Annotated in this window: 15 protein-coding genes and 1 pseudogene; 10 read left to right on the top strand and 6 right to left on the bottom strand. The window is 67.2% G+C overall.

Annotated elements, in window-relative coordinates:
- Nucleotides 1-23 precede the first annotated feature (23 nt).
- The 10 genes from ACFWBU_RS18910 (at nucleotide 24) to ACFWBU_RS18865 (ending at nucleotide 10,665) form a co-directional block, all read left to right on the top strand.
- The gene (locus ACFWBU_RS18910) at nucleotides 24-1,361 is read left to right on the top strand and encodes a wax ester/triacylglycerol synthase domain-containing protein (RefSeq protein ID WP_378528974.1); all 1,338 of its coding nucleotides are present in this window, start codon (nucleotides 24-26) and stop codon (nucleotides 1,359-1,361) included.
- 88 nt (nucleotides 1,362-1,449) lie between these two features.
- Nucleotides 1,450-2,310, top strand: coding sequence for an SDR family oxidoreductase (locus ACFWBU_RS18905; protein WP_378528972.1), 861 nt, complete (start codon nucleotides 1,450-1,452; stop codon nucleotides 2,308-2,310).
- Between the two features lie 80 nt (nucleotides 2,311-2,390).
- On the top strand, nucleotides 2,391-3,299 hold the full coding sequence (locus ACFWBU_RS18900; protein WP_169619271.1) for an ABC transporter ATP-binding protein: 909 nt from the start codon (nucleotides 2,391-2,393) through the stop codon (nucleotides 3,297-3,299).
- Nucleotides 3,296-4,051, top strand: coding sequence for an ABC transporter permease (locus ACFWBU_RS18895; protein ID WP_169619273.1), 756 nt, complete (start codon nucleotides 3,296-3,298; stop codon nucleotides 4,049-4,051). Before ACFWBU_RS18900 ends, ACFWBU_RS18895 begins: the two co-directional genes overlap by 4 nt.
- A 99-nt stretch (nucleotides 4,052-4,150) precedes the next feature.
- Nucleotides 4,151-5,386, top strand: coding sequence for a sensor histidine kinase (locus ACFWBU_RS18890; protein WP_346765031.1), 1,236 nt, complete (start codon nucleotides 4,151-4,153; stop codon nucleotides 5,384-5,386).
- Nucleotides 5,383-6,018 carry a response regulator transcription factor gene (locus ACFWBU_RS18885; RefSeq protein WP_169619277.1) on the top strand — a complete coding sequence of 212 codons (636 nt, stop codon included), beginning with the start codon at nucleotides 5,383-5,385 and terminating at the stop codon, nucleotides 6,016-6,018. The genes ACFWBU_RS18890 and ACFWBU_RS18885 overlap by 4 nt, the downstream gene beginning before the upstream one ends.
- A gap of 79 nt (nucleotides 6,019-6,097) precedes the next feature.
- Nucleotides 6,098-7,501 carry a dihydrolipoyl dehydrogenase gene (gene lpdA, locus ACFWBU_RS18880; RefSeq protein WP_169619279.1) on the top strand — a complete coding sequence of 468 codons (1,404 nt, stop codon included), beginning with the start codon at nucleotides 6,098-6,100 and terminating at the stop codon, nucleotides 7,499-7,501.
- A 190-nt stretch (nucleotides 7,502-7,691) separates the two neighbouring features.
- The gene (locus ACFWBU_RS18875; RefSeq protein ID WP_169619281.1) at nucleotides 7,692-8,027 is read left to right on the top strand and encodes a cupin; all 336 of its coding nucleotides are present in this window, start codon (nucleotides 7,692-7,694) and stop codon (nucleotides 8,025-8,027) included.
- A gap of 102 nt (nucleotides 8,028-8,129) precedes the next feature.
- Entirely contained in the window at nucleotides 8,130-9,227 is a 1,098-nt protein-coding gene (locus ACFWBU_RS18870) for a ferredoxin reductase (RefSeq protein WP_378528971.1), read from the top strand.
- A 31-nt stretch (nucleotides 9,228-9,258) separates the two neighbouring features.
- Nucleotides 9,259-10,665 carry an acyl-CoA desaturase gene (locus ACFWBU_RS18865; protein WP_296550304.1) on the top strand — a complete coding sequence of 469 codons (1,407 nt, stop codon included), beginning with the start codon at nucleotides 9,259-9,261 and terminating at the stop codon, nucleotides 10,663-10,665.
- Between the two features lie 12 nt (nucleotides 10,666-10,677).
- Here ACFWBU_RS18865 and atzF read toward each other — a convergent pair whose 3' ends face one another.
- The 6 genes and pseudogenes from atzF to ACFWBU_RS18835 form a co-directional block, all read right to left on the bottom strand.
- A complete protein-coding gene (gene atzF / locus ACFWBU_RS18860; RefSeq protein ID WP_378528970.1) occupies nucleotides 10,678-12,432 on the bottom strand; it encodes an allophanate hydrolase in 1,755 nt (584 codons plus the stop codon).
- Nucleotides 12,429-16,037, bottom strand: coding sequence for an urea carboxylase (uca, locus tag ACFWBU_RS18855; RefSeq protein ID WP_378528969.1), 3,609 nt, complete (start codon nucleotides 16,035-16,037; stop codon nucleotides 12,429-12,431). Before uca ends, atzF begins: the two co-directional genes overlap by 4 nt.
- Before the next feature lie 37 nt (nucleotides 16,038-16,074).
- Nucleotides 16,075-16,770 carry a GntR family transcriptional regulator gene (locus tag ACFWBU_RS18850; protein ID WP_169619297.1) on the bottom strand — a complete coding sequence of 232 codons (696 nt, stop codon included), beginning with the start codon at nucleotides 16,768-16,770 and terminating at the stop codon, nucleotides 16,075-16,077.
- A gap of 99 nt (nucleotides 16,771-16,869) precedes the next feature.
- Nucleotides 16,870-17,403, bottom strand: a complete 534-nt coding sequence (locus ACFWBU_RS18845; protein ID WP_169619299.1) for a carboxymuconolactone decarboxylase family protein — start codon at nucleotides 17,401-17,403, stop codon at nucleotides 16,870-16,872.
- 19 nt (nucleotides 17,404-17,422) lie between these two features.
- On the bottom strand, nucleotides 17,423-18,112 hold the full coding sequence (locus ACFWBU_RS18840; RefSeq protein WP_169619301.1) for a GntR family transcriptional regulator: 690 nt from the start codon (nucleotides 18,110-18,112) through the stop codon (nucleotides 17,423-17,425).
- A pseudogene (locus tag ACFWBU_RS18835) lies at nucleotides 18,112-18,323 on the bottom strand (ABC transporter ATP-binding protein); the annotation flags it as partial. The gene ACFWBU_RS18840 and the pseudogene ACFWBU_RS18835, both read right to left, overlap by 1 nt.

Below are 18,323 nucleotides of genomic sequence, written 5' to 3'. Positions count from 1 at the left end.
CTACCCGGCATTACGCTGCCGAGGTGCAGCTCACCCCCGCGGACGCGCAGATGTACTGGCTCTCCGATCGAATGCCGAACGATCAGTTCCTGCTCTTCTGCTTCGCTACCGACGCCGGTGTGGACGAGGTGCGCGAGGCGGTGCGCAGGCGTACCGACGTCATGGGGAAGTTGCTGTGCCGCGTCCGGGACGTTCCCCGGCATCTGGACTACCCGTATTGGTGTCCGAGAACTTTCGGCGACGACCTCGTCGCCGAGCACCGGCTCGACGATCCGTCGTGGGGGAACGTGCAGAACGCACTGGGGGCGCTCGTTGCGACGGTGCTCGATGCTCGGGTGAGCCCGTGGCGCCTGCACGTATTCACCGGAGTGCGCGGCGCGCCCCTGTGTGACGGTGCCGCCCTGGTGGTCGTCTGGCAGGTCTCGCACGCGTTCGCGGACGGCCGTGGGGCCACCGCCCTGGCCAGGGCGCTGTTCGGTGCGGACGAGCCACCGGCGTCCCCGCGTCCGGATCGAGGGCCCGTCGCGTGGGAGATGGTCGTTCGTGCCGCCGCCCGGTTTCCCGCGCAGGTCGTTCGCCTGGCGCGGTCGGGTCGGCGTGCGGCCGCTGCGGCACGCGCTCTCGACGCCGCGACCGCGGCAGGTGAGATACCGGCACCGGCCGCCGGGCGGCCACTCGTCGGCGTCAACTGCGATCCGGGCACCGAGCGCAGCGTCCGCGCCGTGGTGTTCCGGTCCGCTGCCTTCCGCGGTGGTGGACATACCGTCACCGTCGTCGCATTGACGGCGATCTCGGTGGCGCTGTCCAGGTTTCTCGAGACGCGCGGCGAGAGCGTGCCGGACAGGCTAGGTGTGGAGGTCACCGTGGCGGTCGGGGCCGTGGGTTCCGCGAACAACAACTATCGCAATGTCGGCGTCGACTTGTTCGTCACCGAATCCGACCTGGGTGTCCGGGCTGCCCGCATCGCTGCCGATCTGGGTGCGCGTCGTGAGAGAGTGACCGATCCGCTGTTCGCGCAGCGCGACGCGGCAGCCGAGCATGTTCCGGCCCCTCTGTCGCGGTTCGGGATCGTTCGGTACGCGTCGCCGCGTCCCGTCACCGTCACGGGAAACACCGTGGTGTCGAGCGTCTTCCGTGGTTCTGCCGACCTCGCCCTCGCCGGTGGGCCGGTGGTGTTCAGCGCCGGATTCCCGGCACTGTCGCCGGCCATGGCGTTGACCCACGGTGTCTACGGACTCGGAGAGACGGTCACGATCGGTGTGGCCGCGGGCAGTCGGGTGATTCCCGATCTCGATGCGTACGAGCAGATGGTGCGCGACGCCGTCGCCGAGGTCGGCGCGGCACTCTCCCCGGCGAGATGAGCGCCGGTGGAATAGCACCAGCCGCTGCGGTCCCGCGCATGTACCGTGCGGGGAGCAATCGAATCGGCGAGGCGGGGGCAGCACGGTCATGGGCGTATACGTAGTAACGGGATCAGCGTCGGGTATGGGCAGGGCGAGCGCGGAAAGACTGCGCGCCGCAGGCCACACCGTGATCGGTGTGGACATCCGGGACGCCGATGTGGTGGCCGACCTCTCGACTCCGCAGGGGCGGTCCGACGCCATCCGCGGCACCCTCGATCGGGCCGGAGCCACGCTCGACGGTGCGGTTCTCGCCGCCGGCCTCGGCCCCACTCCCGGCAGGGAACCGCTCATCGCCCAGGTCAACGTGCGAGGTGTGATCGATCTGCTCGTGGGCTGGCGCCCGGCACTCGCCGCGGCCGGAAACAGCAAGGTGGTGGTCTTCGGCTCCAACTCCACGACGACCACGCCGGGCGTACCGAATTCTGCGGTGAAGGCGTTTCTCGCGGGCGACATGGACAAGGGCGTCGCGCGGGCCACCAGGATCGCCAAATCGGGGCCGCCGTTCACCTACGCAGCGTCCAAGATCGCGGTGACACGCTGGGTTCGCCGCACAGCGGTGACGCCGGAATGGGCGGGCTCCGGCATCCGCCTCAACGTGCTCGCGCCGGGTGCCATCTCCACACCACTGCTCGACGCACAACTCGACAGTCCGTTGAAGAGGGCGGTCGAGAGCTTCCCTGTTCCGCTCGGCGGATTCGGCGACGCCGAACAGATCGCGCAGTGGGTCGAGTTCATGGTGTCCCCGGCCGCCGACTTCATGGCCGGCAGCGTGGTGGTTGTCGACGGTGGCACCGAGGCATACTTCCGGCCCGACGACTGGCCGGTTCGCGTGCCGTTCCGGTCGATACCCGGATACCTGCGCCGGATGCGCTCTTTCGCTCGCAGACCCGGCACCTCGGGCGACTGACCCGCATCCCCCGATCGGTTGATGCCGTCTGAGACCGTCGGGCGATGTGGCGGCCCGCCCCCGCCGGGCAAGCTCGGACCATGCCCATCGTAGAAGTGAAAGGCCTGTACAAACGGTACGGCGACCGCGCCGCCGTCGACGGCGTGAGTTTCGATGTCCGAGAAGGAGAGATATTCGGAATTCTCGGCTCCAACGGGGCTGGGAAGACCACCACGGCCGAATGCGTTTCCGGCTTGCGGGCACCGGACGAAGGGACCGTACGCGTCGCCGGGCTCGACCCGGTCGCCGACCGCCGCGTGCTGACGGAACTGCTCGGGGCTCAGCTACAGCAGAGCGAACTCCAGCCGAAGCTGACCGTGCAGGAGGCTCTCGACCTCTACGCATCGTTCTACCCGCGTCCCGCGGACGGGACGGCGCTGGCCGAACGGCTCGGCCTCGAGCACGTGCTCGACACCCGGTTCGCGAAGTTGTCGGGGGGACAGCAACAGCGCCTCTTCATCGCGCTCGCGCTGATCGGATCGCCGCGGGTGGTAGTGCTGGACGAACTCACCACGGGCTTGGATCCGCGTGGCCGCCGCGAGACATGGTCGCTGATCGAAGAGATCCGGGACTCGGGGGTCACGGTGCTGCTGGTCACCCATTTCATGGAAGAGGCGCAGCGGTTGTGCGACCGGGTCGCGGTATTCGATACCGGCAGGATCAAGGCGCTGGGCACGCCCTCGGAACTCATCGCCCGCACCTCGACAGCGGTCGTCGTCTCGTTCCGCCCGTCGGCTCCGCTCGATCCGGACGCCCTGACGGCATTGCCCGGAGTCCTGGCAGTGCGTCACGACCACGACCGGCTGGTCGTGGAAGGCAACGACGACTCGGTCGATGCGGTGCTCGCGCTCCTCGCCCGCGACGGCATCTCCGCTCGACGGCTCCGCATCACGGAAGCCACGCTCGACGACGCATTCCTCGATATCACGACCCCGGAGAAACGGCCATGACGACGACCGATACGAATCCCGTGACCGCGGTAGTGCGCACCGAAGCGCGCCTGTTCGTCCGCGAACCCGGCGCGATGTTCTGGATCCTCGCCTTCCCTGTCGTCCTGCTGACGATTCTCGGCCTCATCCCTGCCTTCCGGGAGGCGGACGCGAGTCTCGGGGGACGCCGGGTGATCGATCTCTACGTTCCGACCGTGGTGTTGCTGTCGATGATCGTCGCGGGTATCCAGACGATGCCTGCTGTGCTGTCGTCGTACCGCGAACGCGGAATCCTGCGCCGGCTGTCGGTGACCCCGGCCCGGCCGGTGACACTTCTGCTGGCGCAGATCGTGGTTCACGCCGTGGCCGTGGCCGGGTCGGTCGTGCTCGCCCTGCTCGTCGGCCGTGGTGTGTTCGGAGTGGCATTCCCGGAGCAGCCGTGGGGCTACGCGCTGGCGGTGCTCCTCACGCTTGCGGCGGCGCTGAGCATGGGCGCTGCGATTGCCGCCGTCTCGGGGACCACACGGATCGCGCAGACGATCGGCACCATCGTCTTCTTTCCGATGATGTTCTGTGCCGGGGTGTGGCTCCCGGTCCAGACCATGCCGGATCTGCTGCAGCGGATCGTCGAGGTGACGCCCTTCGGTGCGGCCTCGCAGATCCTCGACCAGGCGGCCCGAGGGGAGTGGCCCAGTGCGGGTGGCCTGATGGTGGTGGCGTTGTGGGCGGTGGCATTGACGGCCGCAGCGGCACGCTGGTTTCGCTGGCAGTAGAGATCGGTCCGCGGCAGTGACACCGGTCGGCAGTGACATTCCGTTGGCAACGACGACATTCCGTTGGCAACGACGGCGGCACCCGTCATGCTGAACAACGTGGCGACGGACACCGCGATGGCAGCGCCCCCGACAGACGAGTACTGGGAGCGTATCTACAGGTGGGGACCGTGGGTGCTGCTCGCGGTCGGGACGATCCTGTCCCTGGCCTCCGCGAACCTGCTCATGACGCCGGCAGAACGTGTTTCGGCTCTGGTGCTGGTTGGCGCCGCAGTGTGCTGGGAGCGCTGGTGGTGGCGTCGCGACAAGGACGCTGTGTACTTCACCGGGCGCACTGTTCTTGCGTTCGTCCTGACCTGGCTCAATCCGTTTTTCGCGTTTTACGCCTTCATCGGGTACTTCGACGCAGAGCGGTTGCTCCCCGAGCGTTGGATGCGAGTGGGGCTGCTCTCGACAGCGGTGACGATGGCGGGATCCCAGAGCGGGGGTCTCCCGCCGTCGGGCCTCACCATGTGGATCGCGTTCGGTGCGTTGTTCGTCATCAACTCCTCGATCGTGATGATGATGCTCCGAATCAGTGCGCGAGAGGAGACGCTGACGCAGGAACGGATCGACGCGATCGCGGAACTCGAACGCACGAATCACCGTCTGGAACAGGCTCTCTCCGAAAACGAGGCACTCCACGCGCAGCTCGTGCTGCGCGCGCGGGAGGCCGGCATCGACGACGAGCGGCGACGTCTCGCCGCCGAGATCCACGACACCCTGGCGCAGGGTCTCACGGGGATCGTCACGCAATTGCAGGCGGCGCAGAACACCGTCGACCCGGTCGTGGCCGGGGGGCATGTGGAGCGGGCCGCGGCACTTGCTCGCCGTAGCCTGTCCGAAGCCCGTCGCTCCGTGCAGAATCTGCTCCCGCAGGCGCTCGAGCACGGCACACTCGACGAGGTGCTGGGCCGAGTGGTGAAGATGTGGGAGGCGGACTCCGGGGTAGCCGCCGTATTCACCGTGACCGGCACAGCCGAGCCGTTGCACGACGACATCGGCGCGACGCTCCTGCGCATCACCGAGGAGGCACTCGCCAACGTGAGCAAGCATGCGGGGGCGGGACGTGTCGGTGTCACGGTCTCGTATATGGAAGACGAGGTGAGCGTGGATGTGCGAGACGACGGATGCGGTTTCGATCCGTCCGCAGGATCGGTTCGCGGGTTCGGCTTGAGGGGCATGCAGTCCCGGGCGGCCCGCGTTGCCGGCGAAGTGACTGTCGAGTCGGAGCGCGGTGCCGGGACGGCGGTCTCGGTGCGGGTTCCGCTGGTGCGGGTGGGAGCAGCGGAATGAGCGCCGACGCGATCACAGTGCTGATCGCCGACGATCATCCGGTCGTCCGCGACGGCCTGCGTGGGATGTTCGCCGCGTCAACCGAATTCGCGGTCGTAGGAGAGGCGTCGTCCGGACCGGAGGCTGTGGTGGTGACTGTGGCGCTGGATCCGGATGTGGTGCTGATGGACCTACGGATGCCGAGGGGCGGGGGAGTCGAGGCGATCGCCGAACTCACCGCCCGCAAGGTCCGGAGCCGCGTACTCGTCCTCACGACATACGACACCGACGCCGACGCCTTCTCGGCTATCGAGGCCGGAGCGATCGGCTACCTGCTCAAGGACACGCCCCGTGACGAACTGTTCGCGGCGGTGCGCGCTGTCGCGGAGGGACGCACCGTCCTCTCGCCGGTGGTGGCGTCGCGACTGCTGTCGCGCGTGCGCGCCCCGGCCGCATCGAGGACGCTCAGCGCGCGGGAGCGTGAGGTACTGACCCTGGTGGCGAAGGGCACGTCGAACCGCGCGATCGCGCAGGAACTGTTCATCAGCGAGGCGACGGTCAAGACGCATCTGACCCACATCTTCGGGAAGCTCGAGGTGGCGGATCGCGCCGCGGCGGTGGCGACCGCGTACGACCGCGGCATCCTGGGCTGAAGCGCCCGCTTCGTACCTACCGGTGGGTAACCGGACCATCGGCAGACAGCCGAATGGGGCAGGACTACCCTGTATGGCTGTGACCTCACACTATGACGTCGTTGTCCTCGGAGCCGGTCCCGGTGGGTACGTCGCTGCTATCCGCGCGGCACAGCTGGGATTGAGCACCGCCATCATCGAGCAGAAGTACTGGGGCGGTGTCTGCCTGAACGTCGGCTGCATCCCCTCGAAGGCACTTCTCCGAAATGCCGAACTGGCACATCTCTTCACCAAAGAGGCCAAGACCTTCGGTATGTCGGGAGACGTGTCCTTCGACTTCGGTGCCGCCTACGACCGCAGCCGCAAGGTAGCCGACGGTCGCGTCAAGGGCGTGCACTTCCTGATGAAGAAGAACAAGATCACCGAGTACGACGGTAAGGGCTCGTTCGTCGACGCCAAGACCATCGAGGTTTCGCTCAGCAAGGGCGGAACCGAGCAGGTGACCTTCGACAACGTCATCATTGCGACGGGTTCGGTCACCAAGCTCCTGCCGGGAACCGAACTCAGCGAGAACGTCGTCACGTACGAGGAGCAGATCCTCACCCGCGACCTTCCCGGATCGATCGTCATCGTCGGTGCCGGTGCCATCGGCATGGAGTTCGGCTACGTCCTGAAGAACTACGGGGTCGACGTCACCATCGTCGAGTTCCTCGACCGGGCACTGCCCAACGAGGACGCGGACGTCTCCAAGGAGATTGCCAAGGCCTACAAGAAGCTCGGCATCACCATCAAGACCGGTGCCGCGGTCCAGAAGATCTCCGACAACGGCTCGGACGTCACCGTCGAGATCAAGGACAACAAGTCCGGCAACGTCGAGACGATGACCGTCGACAAGGTCATGCAGTCGGTGGGATTCGCCCCGCGCGTCGAAGGCTACGGCCTCGAGAAGACCGGAGTCGAGCTCACCGATCGCGGCGCCATCGCCATCGACGAACGGATGCGCACCAACGTCGACGGCATCTACGCCATCGGTGACGTCACCGCAAAGCTCCAGCTCGCCCACGTCGCCGAGGCTCAGGCCGTCGTCGCTGCCGAGACCATCGGTGGTGCCGAGACCCTCGAGCTCGGCGATTACCGGATGATGCCCCGCGCGACGTTCTGCCAGCCGCAGGTCGCGTCCTTCGGACTCACCGAGCAGCAGGCGAAGGACGAAGGCTACGACGTCAAGGTCGCGACCTTCCCGTTCACCGCGAACGGCAAGGCGCACGGACTCGCCGACCCCACCGGTTTCGTCAAGCTCATCGCCGACAAGACCCACGGTGAACTTCTCGGCGGCCACCTCATCGGCCCCGACGTCTCGGAGCTGCTCCCCGAGCTGACCCTCGCCCAGAAGTGGGATCTGACCGTCAACGAACTGGCGCGCAACGTCCACACGCACCCGACGCTCAGCGAGGCGCTGCAGGAGGCCATTCACGGTCTCGCAGGGCACATGATCAACTTCTGATCTTTCGGAACCTTCCGGTCGGGCGGACCCGTTCGGATGTACCGGCTCAGCCCGGGGCGACTCGACCGTCGTCCCGGGCTGACGTCGTTTCGAGGGATGCCCGCGCCCGGGTGCTGCAGATACGCTCCACGTTCACGAAGTACACGAAGAACCTCGTGGCGATCGAGGTCATCGCACGAAAGAAGGCGGCATGACGACAACGAACGGTAAGGACGGCAAGCTCACCGTCATCGAAGGTCTCGCGACCCTCAACCCTCAGACCGGCGACACCCCGCGCATCGAGAAACTGGCGTCGGGGACGGGCGCCACGGTGATCCGTATCAGCTTCACCGCGGGGCAGACGATGGCGGATCATCAGGCGATGTTCCCCATCGTGGTGCAGACGGTCGTCGGCGACATCTCCTTCGGGACCGAGGAACAGACCGTCTCGCTGGTGCCCGGCACCGCCGTTCACGTCGACGCGGGCATCGTGCACCGTCTCTACGCGAATATCGACTCGGTAGTGATGCTGACGATCTTGCGGTGATGTCGACGATCCCGCGGTGATGTCCGTGATCTCCAGGTGACGACGCGGCGGAGCCGTCCGGTTTGTCGCAGAGCCGGCGGCACCGCGCGTTAAGGTGACGAAATGGCGGAACGCGGAGCTCGGCCCCATGTACACCCGGTTCGCAAGTGGCTGTTGCACGCGGTGCGGCGACTGTTCACACCTCTCGAACCGGACCACTACCTCGAGATGATCAACCCACTTTGGTCCACCCGTGAGCTCCGCGGACGGGTGGAGCGGGTGGTGCCGGAGAGCGAGGACACCGCCTCGGTCCTCATCCGGCCCGCGTACGAGTGGCCCGGGCACGAACCGGGCCAGTACGTCCGGCTCGGAGTCATCATCGACGGCGTCTACCACTGGCGGGCCTACTCCCTGACGTCCGATCCGGACCCCCGGGACGGACTCATCAGCGTCACGCCGAAAGTCGTCGAGGGCGGGGTCGTGTCGCCCTACCTCGTACGGAAGATCGCCCCGGGCGAGATCGTGCGCCTCGGCGAGGTGGAAGGTGTCTTCACCCTCCCCGATCCGGTCCCGGCCCAGCTGCTGTTCATCAGCGCGGGCAGCGGCATCACGCCCATCATGAGCATGCTGCGCAGCCTCGATCACCGGAACCTGCTCCGCGACGTCGTGGTGGTGCACTCTGCGTCGGCCCCCGACGACGTGATCTTCTCCTCGGAACTGCGCGACCTCGACGCCCGCCATCCGGGTCTGTGCCTGGAGGTCTGGATCAGTGGCGAGCGGGGACGGATCACACCCGGTGACCTGGACGACGTGTGCCCGGACTGGCGCGCACGGGAAACGTTCGTCTCCGGGCCGCGTGAGCTGCTCGACGTGCTCGAGGAACATTGGAACGACCAGGCCGACTCGCAAAGATTCCACCTCGAACGTTTCCAGCCCGTTATCGGGGGGAATGCGGGAAGCGGCGAGGGCGGCACCATCCACTTCCTCGACAGCGAACAGGACGTCGAGTGCGACGGGGGAACCCCGATCCTGGTCGCGGGCGAGAACGCCGGCCTCAAGTTGCCGTACGGCTGCCGTATCGGTATCTGCCACACCTGCGTGGGCACGTTGCATTCCGGGCAACTCCGGGACCTGCGAACCGACGAGGTGAGCGAACCCACCGGGGCTTCGGTGCGTACCTGCATCCACACCGCGGAGGGTGACATCGAAATAGAGCTGTGAGCGGCGACAGCTCCCGACGAATGGGGCACGTATGACGAACACCGAAGAGGCGACCGCACCCGCGTCTCCGGAAGTGGATAGCCCGCTCGCTCATCTGAGCGCAGAGACACTCGATCGTCTGGCCGAAGAATTCGATGCGATCCACGACGAGGTGTACGCAAGCCTCGGCGAGAAGGACCGCAAGTACATCAAGTCCGTCATCGCAGCGCAGCGCCAGCTCGTCGTGGCCGGCAGAGTCATTTTGTTCGCGTCCTCGTCGAAGCCCGCCTGGGTGGCCGGGACGGCATGCCTCGGGATGGCGAAGATCCTCGAGAACATGGAAATCGGACACAACGTCATGCACGGCCAGTGGGACTGGATGAACGACCCGGACATCCACTCCTCCGTGTGGGACTGGGACACCGCGTCCACGGCTGAAGCGTGGAAGCACTCGCACAACTACGTCCATCACACGTACACCAACATTCGGGGCCTGGACAAGGATCTCGGATACGAGATCATGCGGATCGACCCGAAACAGCGGTGGCAACCGGTCTACCTCGCCCAACCGTTCTACAACGCCCTGCTCACCGTGCTGTTCGAATGGGGCGTCGCCCTGCACGACCTGGATCTCGAGGCGCTCTGGGCGGGCGAGAAGTCGCCCACGCAGGTACTCGAAGAGCTCAAGGGCATCGCCGGAAAGGCGAAGGCCCAATTCGTGAAGGACTATGTGGGGTGGCCGCTCGTCAGCGCCGCGGTGTTCGGTCTGGCGCAGGTCGCGATGCGCGGAAAGCTGCCGCAGCCGAAGACGTCCCGCGTGGGCGGATGGCTACGCCGATCCGGTAGGTGGGGCGCCGGCGCCGACATCGCCGACCGGTGGCTGCCCGGCGTCGAGAAGACGTTCCTGTCGACCCTGGCCGCGGACGTCACCGCGAACATCATCCGCAACGTGTGGGCCCACGCCATCATCTTCTGCGGCCATTTCCCGGACCAGACGTACACGTTCTCCAAGAAGGAAGTCGAGAACGAGTCGCGCGGCGGCTGGTATGTCCGCCAGCTCGTGGGTTCGGCGAACATCGAGGGAAGTCCGCTGTTCCACGTCATCAGCGGCAACCTCGGCTATCAGGTGGAACATCACCTGTTCCCCGACATGCCGAGCACCCGGTACTCCGAGGTGGCGCCCAAGATCAAGGACATCTGTGAGCGCTACGACCTGCCGTACAACACCGGGCGGTTCGGGCAGCAGTGGTGGATGGTGCACCGCACCATCGCACGTCTCGCGTTCCCCGGCGGCAAGGCACGCCCGAAGCCCGGCCCCTACCGCAGTTCCGCTGATCCGACGGGAGAAGCCGCCCCGAGCGAGGCGGCCCGTTTCCGTCGGCGGATGCCGTCGGACCACCCCGCCGCAGGCCCGGAGCACGAGGGCGGCGGCGTCGCCGTCGATCCGCCGCCCCGCTGACCCTTCCGTCTTCTACCGCCCCGACTGGCGGTAGGCGACCCAGCCGCCGAACTCGGTGATGTCCACCGCGTCGGCGGCTGCGTCGTGCGTGCACCCGAACCCGACGACGGCGCGACCGTCCGACAGTTCCACACTCGTCAGCGTCATCGGGGCGGGCAGGGCCGCCAGAAAACGGCCCAGTCCCGCTTCGGAGATGCGGAACAGTTCGCCCGCGATCGAGGCCCCTGCTCCGGCACCGTGGCGCACCAAGCCGGGCTTCGGCGGTGTGGTGTCCAGTGCCATCAGGCGATACGCATCGGACGTACGGATCTCTTCCGTGAAGCGCGCTCCGAGATTCTCGAGCTGGAAGTGGAGCGGTTGCCCACGCAGGTGTGCTCCGAACACGGCGAGGTCCACGCCGGAATCCACGAAGAGCGGAGCCGTGCCGCCCGTCAGTGCCGCCGCGACGTCGATCCCGATCTGATCGTGGAACGCCGGTACGACCACCATGACGCCGAACGGGTTGCCCGCGGCCGTGGGTTGTCCGGGCACCGCCACCGCTGCCATATCCAGCAGGTTGCAGAAATTCGTGTACGTCCCCATGCGGCGGTTGATGCCGAGTGGATCCGCCTGTACCGCAGCGATAGTCGGATGTTCGGTCGTCGTGGGCAGTAGCAGTCCGTCGAACCCGTCGAGGAGACGCACCGCCTGAGCCTTCGTGCGGGTGAGGGTGTCGAGGTCCGCGACGAGTTCGTGCGCGGCAGGCTTTCTCGCGCCGGCGACGATAGCGGCGACCGTCGGGTCCGCACCGGTCCGCGCGGCGGAGAGGAACTCGCCCACCGCGGCGTAGCGCTCGGCGACCACCGCGCCGTCGTAGAGCAGAGTTGCCGCGTCGAGCAGAGGGGAGATGTCCACCTCGTCGACGTCGATTCCGCGCTGCTGGGCCGCGACCACCGTGAGGGCGAACGCTTCGCGATACTCGTCGCACAGTGCGTCGAGGTCCTCCGGCCGCGGCACGGCCAGGCGAATCGCCGACGACGCGGCCAGTCGGACGTCGGCGGGCCAGGAACGGCTGCGTGCATCGCGAGGGTCCGGGCCCGCCATCACCGCCGCCGCGGCTGTGGCGAGATCGAGGTCTCGCGCGAGGACGGTCAAGCAGTCGTAATCGATACAGGCAGGAACGACTCCGTACGTCGGGATGACACCGAGCGTGGCTTTGATGCCGACGATGCCGTTCAACGCTGCGGGCACCCTTCCGGATCCGGCTGTGTCCGTGCCGATCCCGATGTCGGCAATGCCCAGGCCCACCGCGACGGCCGAACCCGAACTGGATCCGCCCGAGACGCGCTCCGGGTCCCACGCACTCCGCACGGCACCGTACGGACTGCGGGAACCCACCAGCCCGGTCGCGAACTGGTCGAGGTTCGTCTTGCCGAGCACCACGGCACCGGCCTCGACGAGTCGCGCGACGCCGGTGGCGGTGGTCTCGGGGGTGTAGGCGAATTCGGGGCACCCCGAGGTCGTGGGTATCCCCGCGACGTCCACGTTGTCCTTCACGGCCACGAGCAGCCCCGCGAGGGGCAGGCTCTCACCCGCGGCGACGCGTGCGTCGACCGCTGCGGCGTCGGCGAGAATGCCGGTGGTGTCGCGGAGGGTGATCCACACCTCGGGCCGATCCACTTCCTCGATGCGGCGCAATGCATTCCGGGCTCGTTCGGTGGCGGTGATCGCGCTGCCCGGGGCGAGCGCCGCACTGTCGTTCGTTGCGCTGCCGGTACTCACGGTCATGCTGCTGCTCCGATCACGAGGAGTGGGGTACCGGGCGCCACTTTGCTACCGGGTTCCACGAGGACTTTCAGAACTGTTCCCGCCGCGTCGGTGAGGACGGGCATCTCGAGCTTCATCGCTTCGAGAATAACTGCGGTGGTACCGGAGGCCACGTGGTCACCTTCGGTCACCTCGACCCGCCAGACGTTGCCGACCATCGGTGCCTCCACGACCGTCGCGCCCGCAGGCATTCCGGCGAGGGGGTCGACGGGTGCGGACACCTCGACGGGTTCGGCATCGACGCGGTCGAACTCACCGGCGGCGTGCCACGCGCGCTTCTCGACTTCGAACGCCACGGATTGTTTCTCGTCGAACGCTGCGATCGACTCGGCATTGTCTTCGAGGAATCGGAGATGGTCGGCGAGAACGAACGTGCCGTCCGAGACGTCGGCGTCGAACCGGCCGGCCTTCGACGCGGCCCGGTACTCGAGCAACTGCTCCGGTGTCACCGGCTCCCAGACGATGCGGTCGAAGAACCGGAACAGCCACGGCTTGCCCTGTTCGAACGGCCCGGTCTGCCGGTAGCCGGACCAGATGGGGACGGTCCGGCCGACCAACTGGTACCCGCCCGGCGACTCCATGCCGTAGACACACAGATATTTGCCACCGATACCGACGGCGTCGGACGGGGTCCAGGTGCGCGCCGGGTTGTACTTGGTGGTCACGAGGCGGTGCCGGGGATCGAGGGGAACCGCAAGGGGAGCACCGAGATACACGTCGCCGAGTCCGAGGACGAGATACTCGGCGTCGAAGACGGCGTCACGCACCTGGTCGACGGACTCCAATCCGTTGATGCGCCGGATGAATTCGATGTTCGACGGCAGCCAGGGCGCCTCGTCGCGGACACCGCTCCGGTACCGGGAGATCGCCTCGGAGATCGACGGGTCGTCGAACGAGAGCGGAAGACGCACGGTGCGGCTCGGAACCACGAGGTCGCGTGTCGCGGGGAGTTCGGTCTCGAGATCCTGCAGCACACCGAGTAGGCGGTAGGCCGGCAGCACATCAGGATCGAAGTGGATGTGCAGCGACCGCACGCCGGGCGTCACGTCCACGATTCCCGGAAGACCTGTCGCTGCGAGAGCCTCGGAGAGTGCGTGCACGCGCATGCGCAACCCCAGGTCGAGCACCATGTCCCCGTACTCGACGAGGATGTTGTCGTCGCCGCCGCGCAGATAGACGGCCTCGGGACGGTCGAGGACGGCCTCCGTCCGGCCCAGTCGGCCGCCGTCGGACGTGGTCTGCCGTTCCACCGGCGGAAGGTCCGCTCCGCGGACGGTGGCGGTGCGCAAGGCGGCCGCACCGGCGTCGGTCACCGGGACGAACCGCAACGAGTCACCCGGCCGGATCTGTCCCAGCTTCCAGCGGTGACCGGACACGACGGTGAGCGGGCACGCGAACCCGCCGAGGCTGGGGCCGTCGGGACCGAGCAGGATCGGGGTGTCACCCGAGACGTTGAGAGCGCCGACGCTGTACGGATTGTCGTGCAGGTTCGACGGGTGAAGACCGGCGTCGCCACCATCGGTGCGAGACCAGGTGGGTTTCGGGCCGTCGAGCCGGATACCGGTCCGGTTGGCGTGGCTCTGCACCGTCCAGGTGGTGTCGTAGAACTGGCTGATGTCTTCGGGGGTGAAGTAGTCGGGTGCCGGTTGCGGACCTTCGGCGACCGCGAGGTGCCAGGTGTGCGTGAACTCCGGCCGCCCCTCGGCCGGCACGGGAGCGGGCTCGCGGTCGGTGGCGGTGTCGGCGACGCCCAGGACATCGCCGGTGGCCACGGCGCGCCCGGTGACGCCACCGAAGCCGCCGAGCGTGAAGGTCGACGCGCTGCCGTGGTACAGCGGTACGTCGAGGCCACCGCGCACGGCGACGTAGGTGCGCAGGCCGGTGTCGGCGGGGGCACCCACGTCGAGCACCGCACCGGCGGGAACCTCGATCGGCTCCCACATCGGTACCGGCTCGCCGTCCAGCGTCACCTCGGCCGGGGCGCCGGTGACACACACGAACGTGGCGTCGGAGAACTCGAGGCGCGGGCCCTGCAGCGTGCATTCGAGTCCGGGAGCGCCCTCGGGATTTCCGACGGCCACGTTCGCCGCACGCAACGACAGGTCGTCCATCGGCCCGGACGGCGGGATTCCCACCTCCCACAACCCGGTACGGCCGGGAAAGTCCTGGACGGTGGTCATCGTGCCCGCCCGCACCACGTCGATACGGTGCCCGGTCGCGCGCAGTCCCGCCAGGGTGGAGGTGGCGTGCTCGGCGGCCAGAACCGGAGGGGCAGTGCAGATACGGCGAAGCTGGGGCAGGTTCGTCTGGACGCCGTAGAGATGGGTGTCGTCGAGCGCGTCGGCCAATGCCGCGAAGGCGGTGCGGCGGGACTCGCCGTGCACGATCACCTTGGCGAGCATCGGGTCGTAGAACGAGCTGACCTCGGTCCCGGTGTCCACCCACGTCTCGATCCGGGTGTGTGCGGGGAACTCCACCTGGGTGAGCAGGCCCGCGCTCGGCCGGTAGTCGTGTCCGGGGTCCTCGGCGTACACCCGCGCTTCCACTGCGTGGCCGCTGATCGCGGGTCCGGTGTCGGGCAGCGCGTCGAGCATGTCGGTCTCACCGCGCGCGAGCCGGAGCATCCATTCGACGAGGTCGACGCCTGTGACCTCTTCGGTCACAGGATGTTCCACCTGGAGCCGGGTGTTCATTTCGAGGAAGGATGCCTCACCTCGGTCGATGTCGTAGACGAACTCCACCGTTCCCGCAGACCGATAGTGCACGGAGTCCGCGAGCGCGCGGGAAGACGACAGCAACTGTTCGACGATCTCGTCGGGCAGGTTCGGAGCGGGTGCTTCCTCGACGACCTTCTGGTTGCGGCGCTGCAGGGAGCAGTCGCGGGTGCCGAGACTGAGAGTGCGGCCGTGCCCGTCGCCGAACACCTGCACTTCGATGTGTCGCGCATGTGCCACGAATCGTTCGAGGAACACACCGGACGAGGAGAAATTGGCCGACGCGAGGCGCAGCACCCGTTCGTATGCGGAGCGGAGATCGTCGGGACCGAAGCACGCCTGCATGCCGATGCCCCCACCGCCACCGACTGCTTTGAGCATGACCGGATACCCGATTTCCTCGGCCGCGACGAGGGCGTCGTCGAGCGAGCCGAGTAGTCCGCTGCCCGCCACGAGCGGAACTCCCACGGCGCGCGCGGCCTCTCGCGCGGTGTGTTTGTCACCGAACACGCGTAACTGCTCGGGAGTCGGCCCGACGAACGCGATACCCGCCGCCTCGCACGCGGCAGCGAAATCGGCGTTCTCGGAGAGGAATCCGTAGCCCGGATGGATCGCCCCGGCGCCGGTCGCCTGGGCGGCCTCGATCACCAGATCGGCGCGCAGATACGACTCGGCTGCGGGGGCCGGGCCGAGTCGCACGGCCACGTCGGCGAGTTCGACGTGTGCGGCAGAGGCGTCGGCATCGGAGTACACGGCGACGGTCTTGAGGCCGAGCAGATGAGCCGAACGCATGATGCGACAGGCGATCTCGCCGCGGTTGGCGACGAGCAGGGTATCGAAGGCGTAGGTCAAGGCGAGCTCCTCGGATAGGGGCGGGACGGCAGCGCTGTCAGTCGGCCAGCGACATCGCGGTGACCGCGCGGGTCACCCTGTCGAGAACAACGGAGAGAGATTCGCCGATATGGCGGTGGAGCAGGGTGCGAGCGGTAGGAAGGTCGTCGTCGAGGACGGCGTCGAGGATGCCGAGATGCTCTGCGATCGACGTTTCGATGCGGCTGTTGACCATGAAGTCGTACATCCGTACATGGCGAATCCGGGAGTTGACGGACTCGAGCGCGCTCACGAGTTCGGTGTTCCCGGACGACGCCAGCAGCGCTACATGGAACTCCTCGTCGGCGACGACGAAGCCCGGTTCCTGCGCCGGCGGGTCGTCGGCAAGTGCCCGCCACCGCGTACGTTCGGATTCGAGTGCCGTCCGGTCGTGCCGCACGGCCGGATCGTCGAGTGCGCGGGTGATGCCCTGCAATTCCAGGGTGATTCGCAGTTCGTACAGATTCCGGATGCGCGGAATGCTCGGCGGCTGGGGTGAGAATCCGTAGTCTTCTCTGCGAATCAGACCGTCGGAGACGAGCATCGCGAGTGCTTCGCGTACCGGAGTGCGTGAGATACCGAACCGTGCAGCGAGTTTCGGCTCCGTCATACGGTCGCCGACACGGACCGACCCGTTCATCACATCGTCACGCAACTGGCGGTAGACCTGGAGCCGCAGCGGCTCCGGTGTCCCTGTGTCCGTTTCTGTCGACATAGCTGTATACGCTATTGACCTGCGATGACACCGTTGTGACGCCGTGTTACGGCCGGGTTAGAGGATGCTCACGTTCACCGTGTGAGCAGGTGCCGGTGACTAACCGAAGTCGCGTTCGAGGCGGAGAGTGCCGATCGTGGTGGCCAGACCGTCGTATTGGGTGACCAGCAAGCAGAATTCGATGAGCTTTCGATCGTCGAGGTGATCCGCGAGCGTCGACCACGTCTCGTCCGAGAGATCTTTCGTCGCGACCAGTTCGTCGACGGCGCCGAGGATCGCGCGGTGACGGGGGCTCCAGCCCTCGGCGTCCGGCCCGGCGACGATGCGCGCACGGAGGTCGTCGGTGATGCCGGCGCGCCGGCCCAGCCGGGTGTGATGGTCGGTCTCGTATGCGCTGCCCCGCAAGTGCGCGACCCGCAGGATGATCATCTCGCCCTCGAAGCGGCCGAGCCTGCCGAAGGGCATCAACATGCCGGAATAGTGCAGCCATCCCCGGAACAACCGCCCCGTCCGTCCGAGCGTGCTGAACAGATGGGCGTCGGTGGTCCCCGCCGCCGCGGAGAGCGCTTTCCATGCGGCCCAGTTGAGAGGACCGAGTTCCCTGAAACGTCCGGGCCGGATGCGGGGCGTCATACCCGCCAGTGTCGCACGATCACTCACGGACCGCCCGGGCAAGCCGCGCCACGTTCAGGGCTTCCTCCGAGCGCCGTACGACTACGGTCCGGGAGGTGCCGATGTGTTCGAGGAGCATGCGGTGCGCGTCGTCGAGTCTGTTGTCCAGGACGAGTTCCGCGACGGCGATGTGCTCGTCGACCGTGTCGGAGATCCGGTCCGGGGTGAGGTAGTCGAACATGCGCACCGGCCGCACTTTCTGATTGACCACGGCAAGTGCGTCGCACAGCGCACGGTTTCCGGACGCCGCCAGCATCGTGAGATGGAATTGCTCGTCGAGGGTCACAAATCCTGCGTCGGGTTCCGGAAGATTTCGGCGGATGCCGTACCAGCGGTCGAGTTCGGGACCGAGAATGTCGGGGTCGTGCCGGATGGAGTCGTCGTCCTGTGCGCGCCGGATTCCGCGAAGTTCCAGGGTGATCCGGAGTTCGTAGAGGCCCGCGAGATCTTCGAGGCGCGGGCGATACGGAAACAACCCGTACTCGCGACGTTCGACGAGACCGTCGGACACGAGCCGAGCCAGCGCCTCGCGCACCGGGGTGCGCGACACCCCGTAGTGCTCGGCGAGCCGTTCCTCACTGAGGCGTTCGTCGGGGGTGAGGTCGCCGGACATCAGGTCGGTGCGCAAGGCCCGGTAGACCTGTTCCCGCCGGGTGACGCCGGGACGCATCAGATCGCCATCGCCGCGCGGACGGTTGTCGCGGCGTCCGCGCCACCCTCTCCGGTGGAGGTGACGCGCCCGGATTCGAGCACGTAGTAGTGGCGCGCGTTGTCGAGGGCGAAGCCGATGTGCTGTTCGACGAGCAGGACACCGAGGTTTCCGCCGCGACTGAGTTCGACGATGGTGTTCTCGATCTCGGCGACCACCGAGGGCTGGATGC

Origin of the sequence: Rhodococcus sp. NPDC060084 (assembly GCF_042730335.1) — a bacterium.
GTDB lineage: Bacteria > Actinomycetota > Actinomycetes > Mycobacteriales > Mycobacteriaceae > Rhodococcus.
The sequence above is the reverse complement of the archived record's forward strand: the minus strand, read 5'-3'. Positions and strand labels throughout refer to the sequence as shown.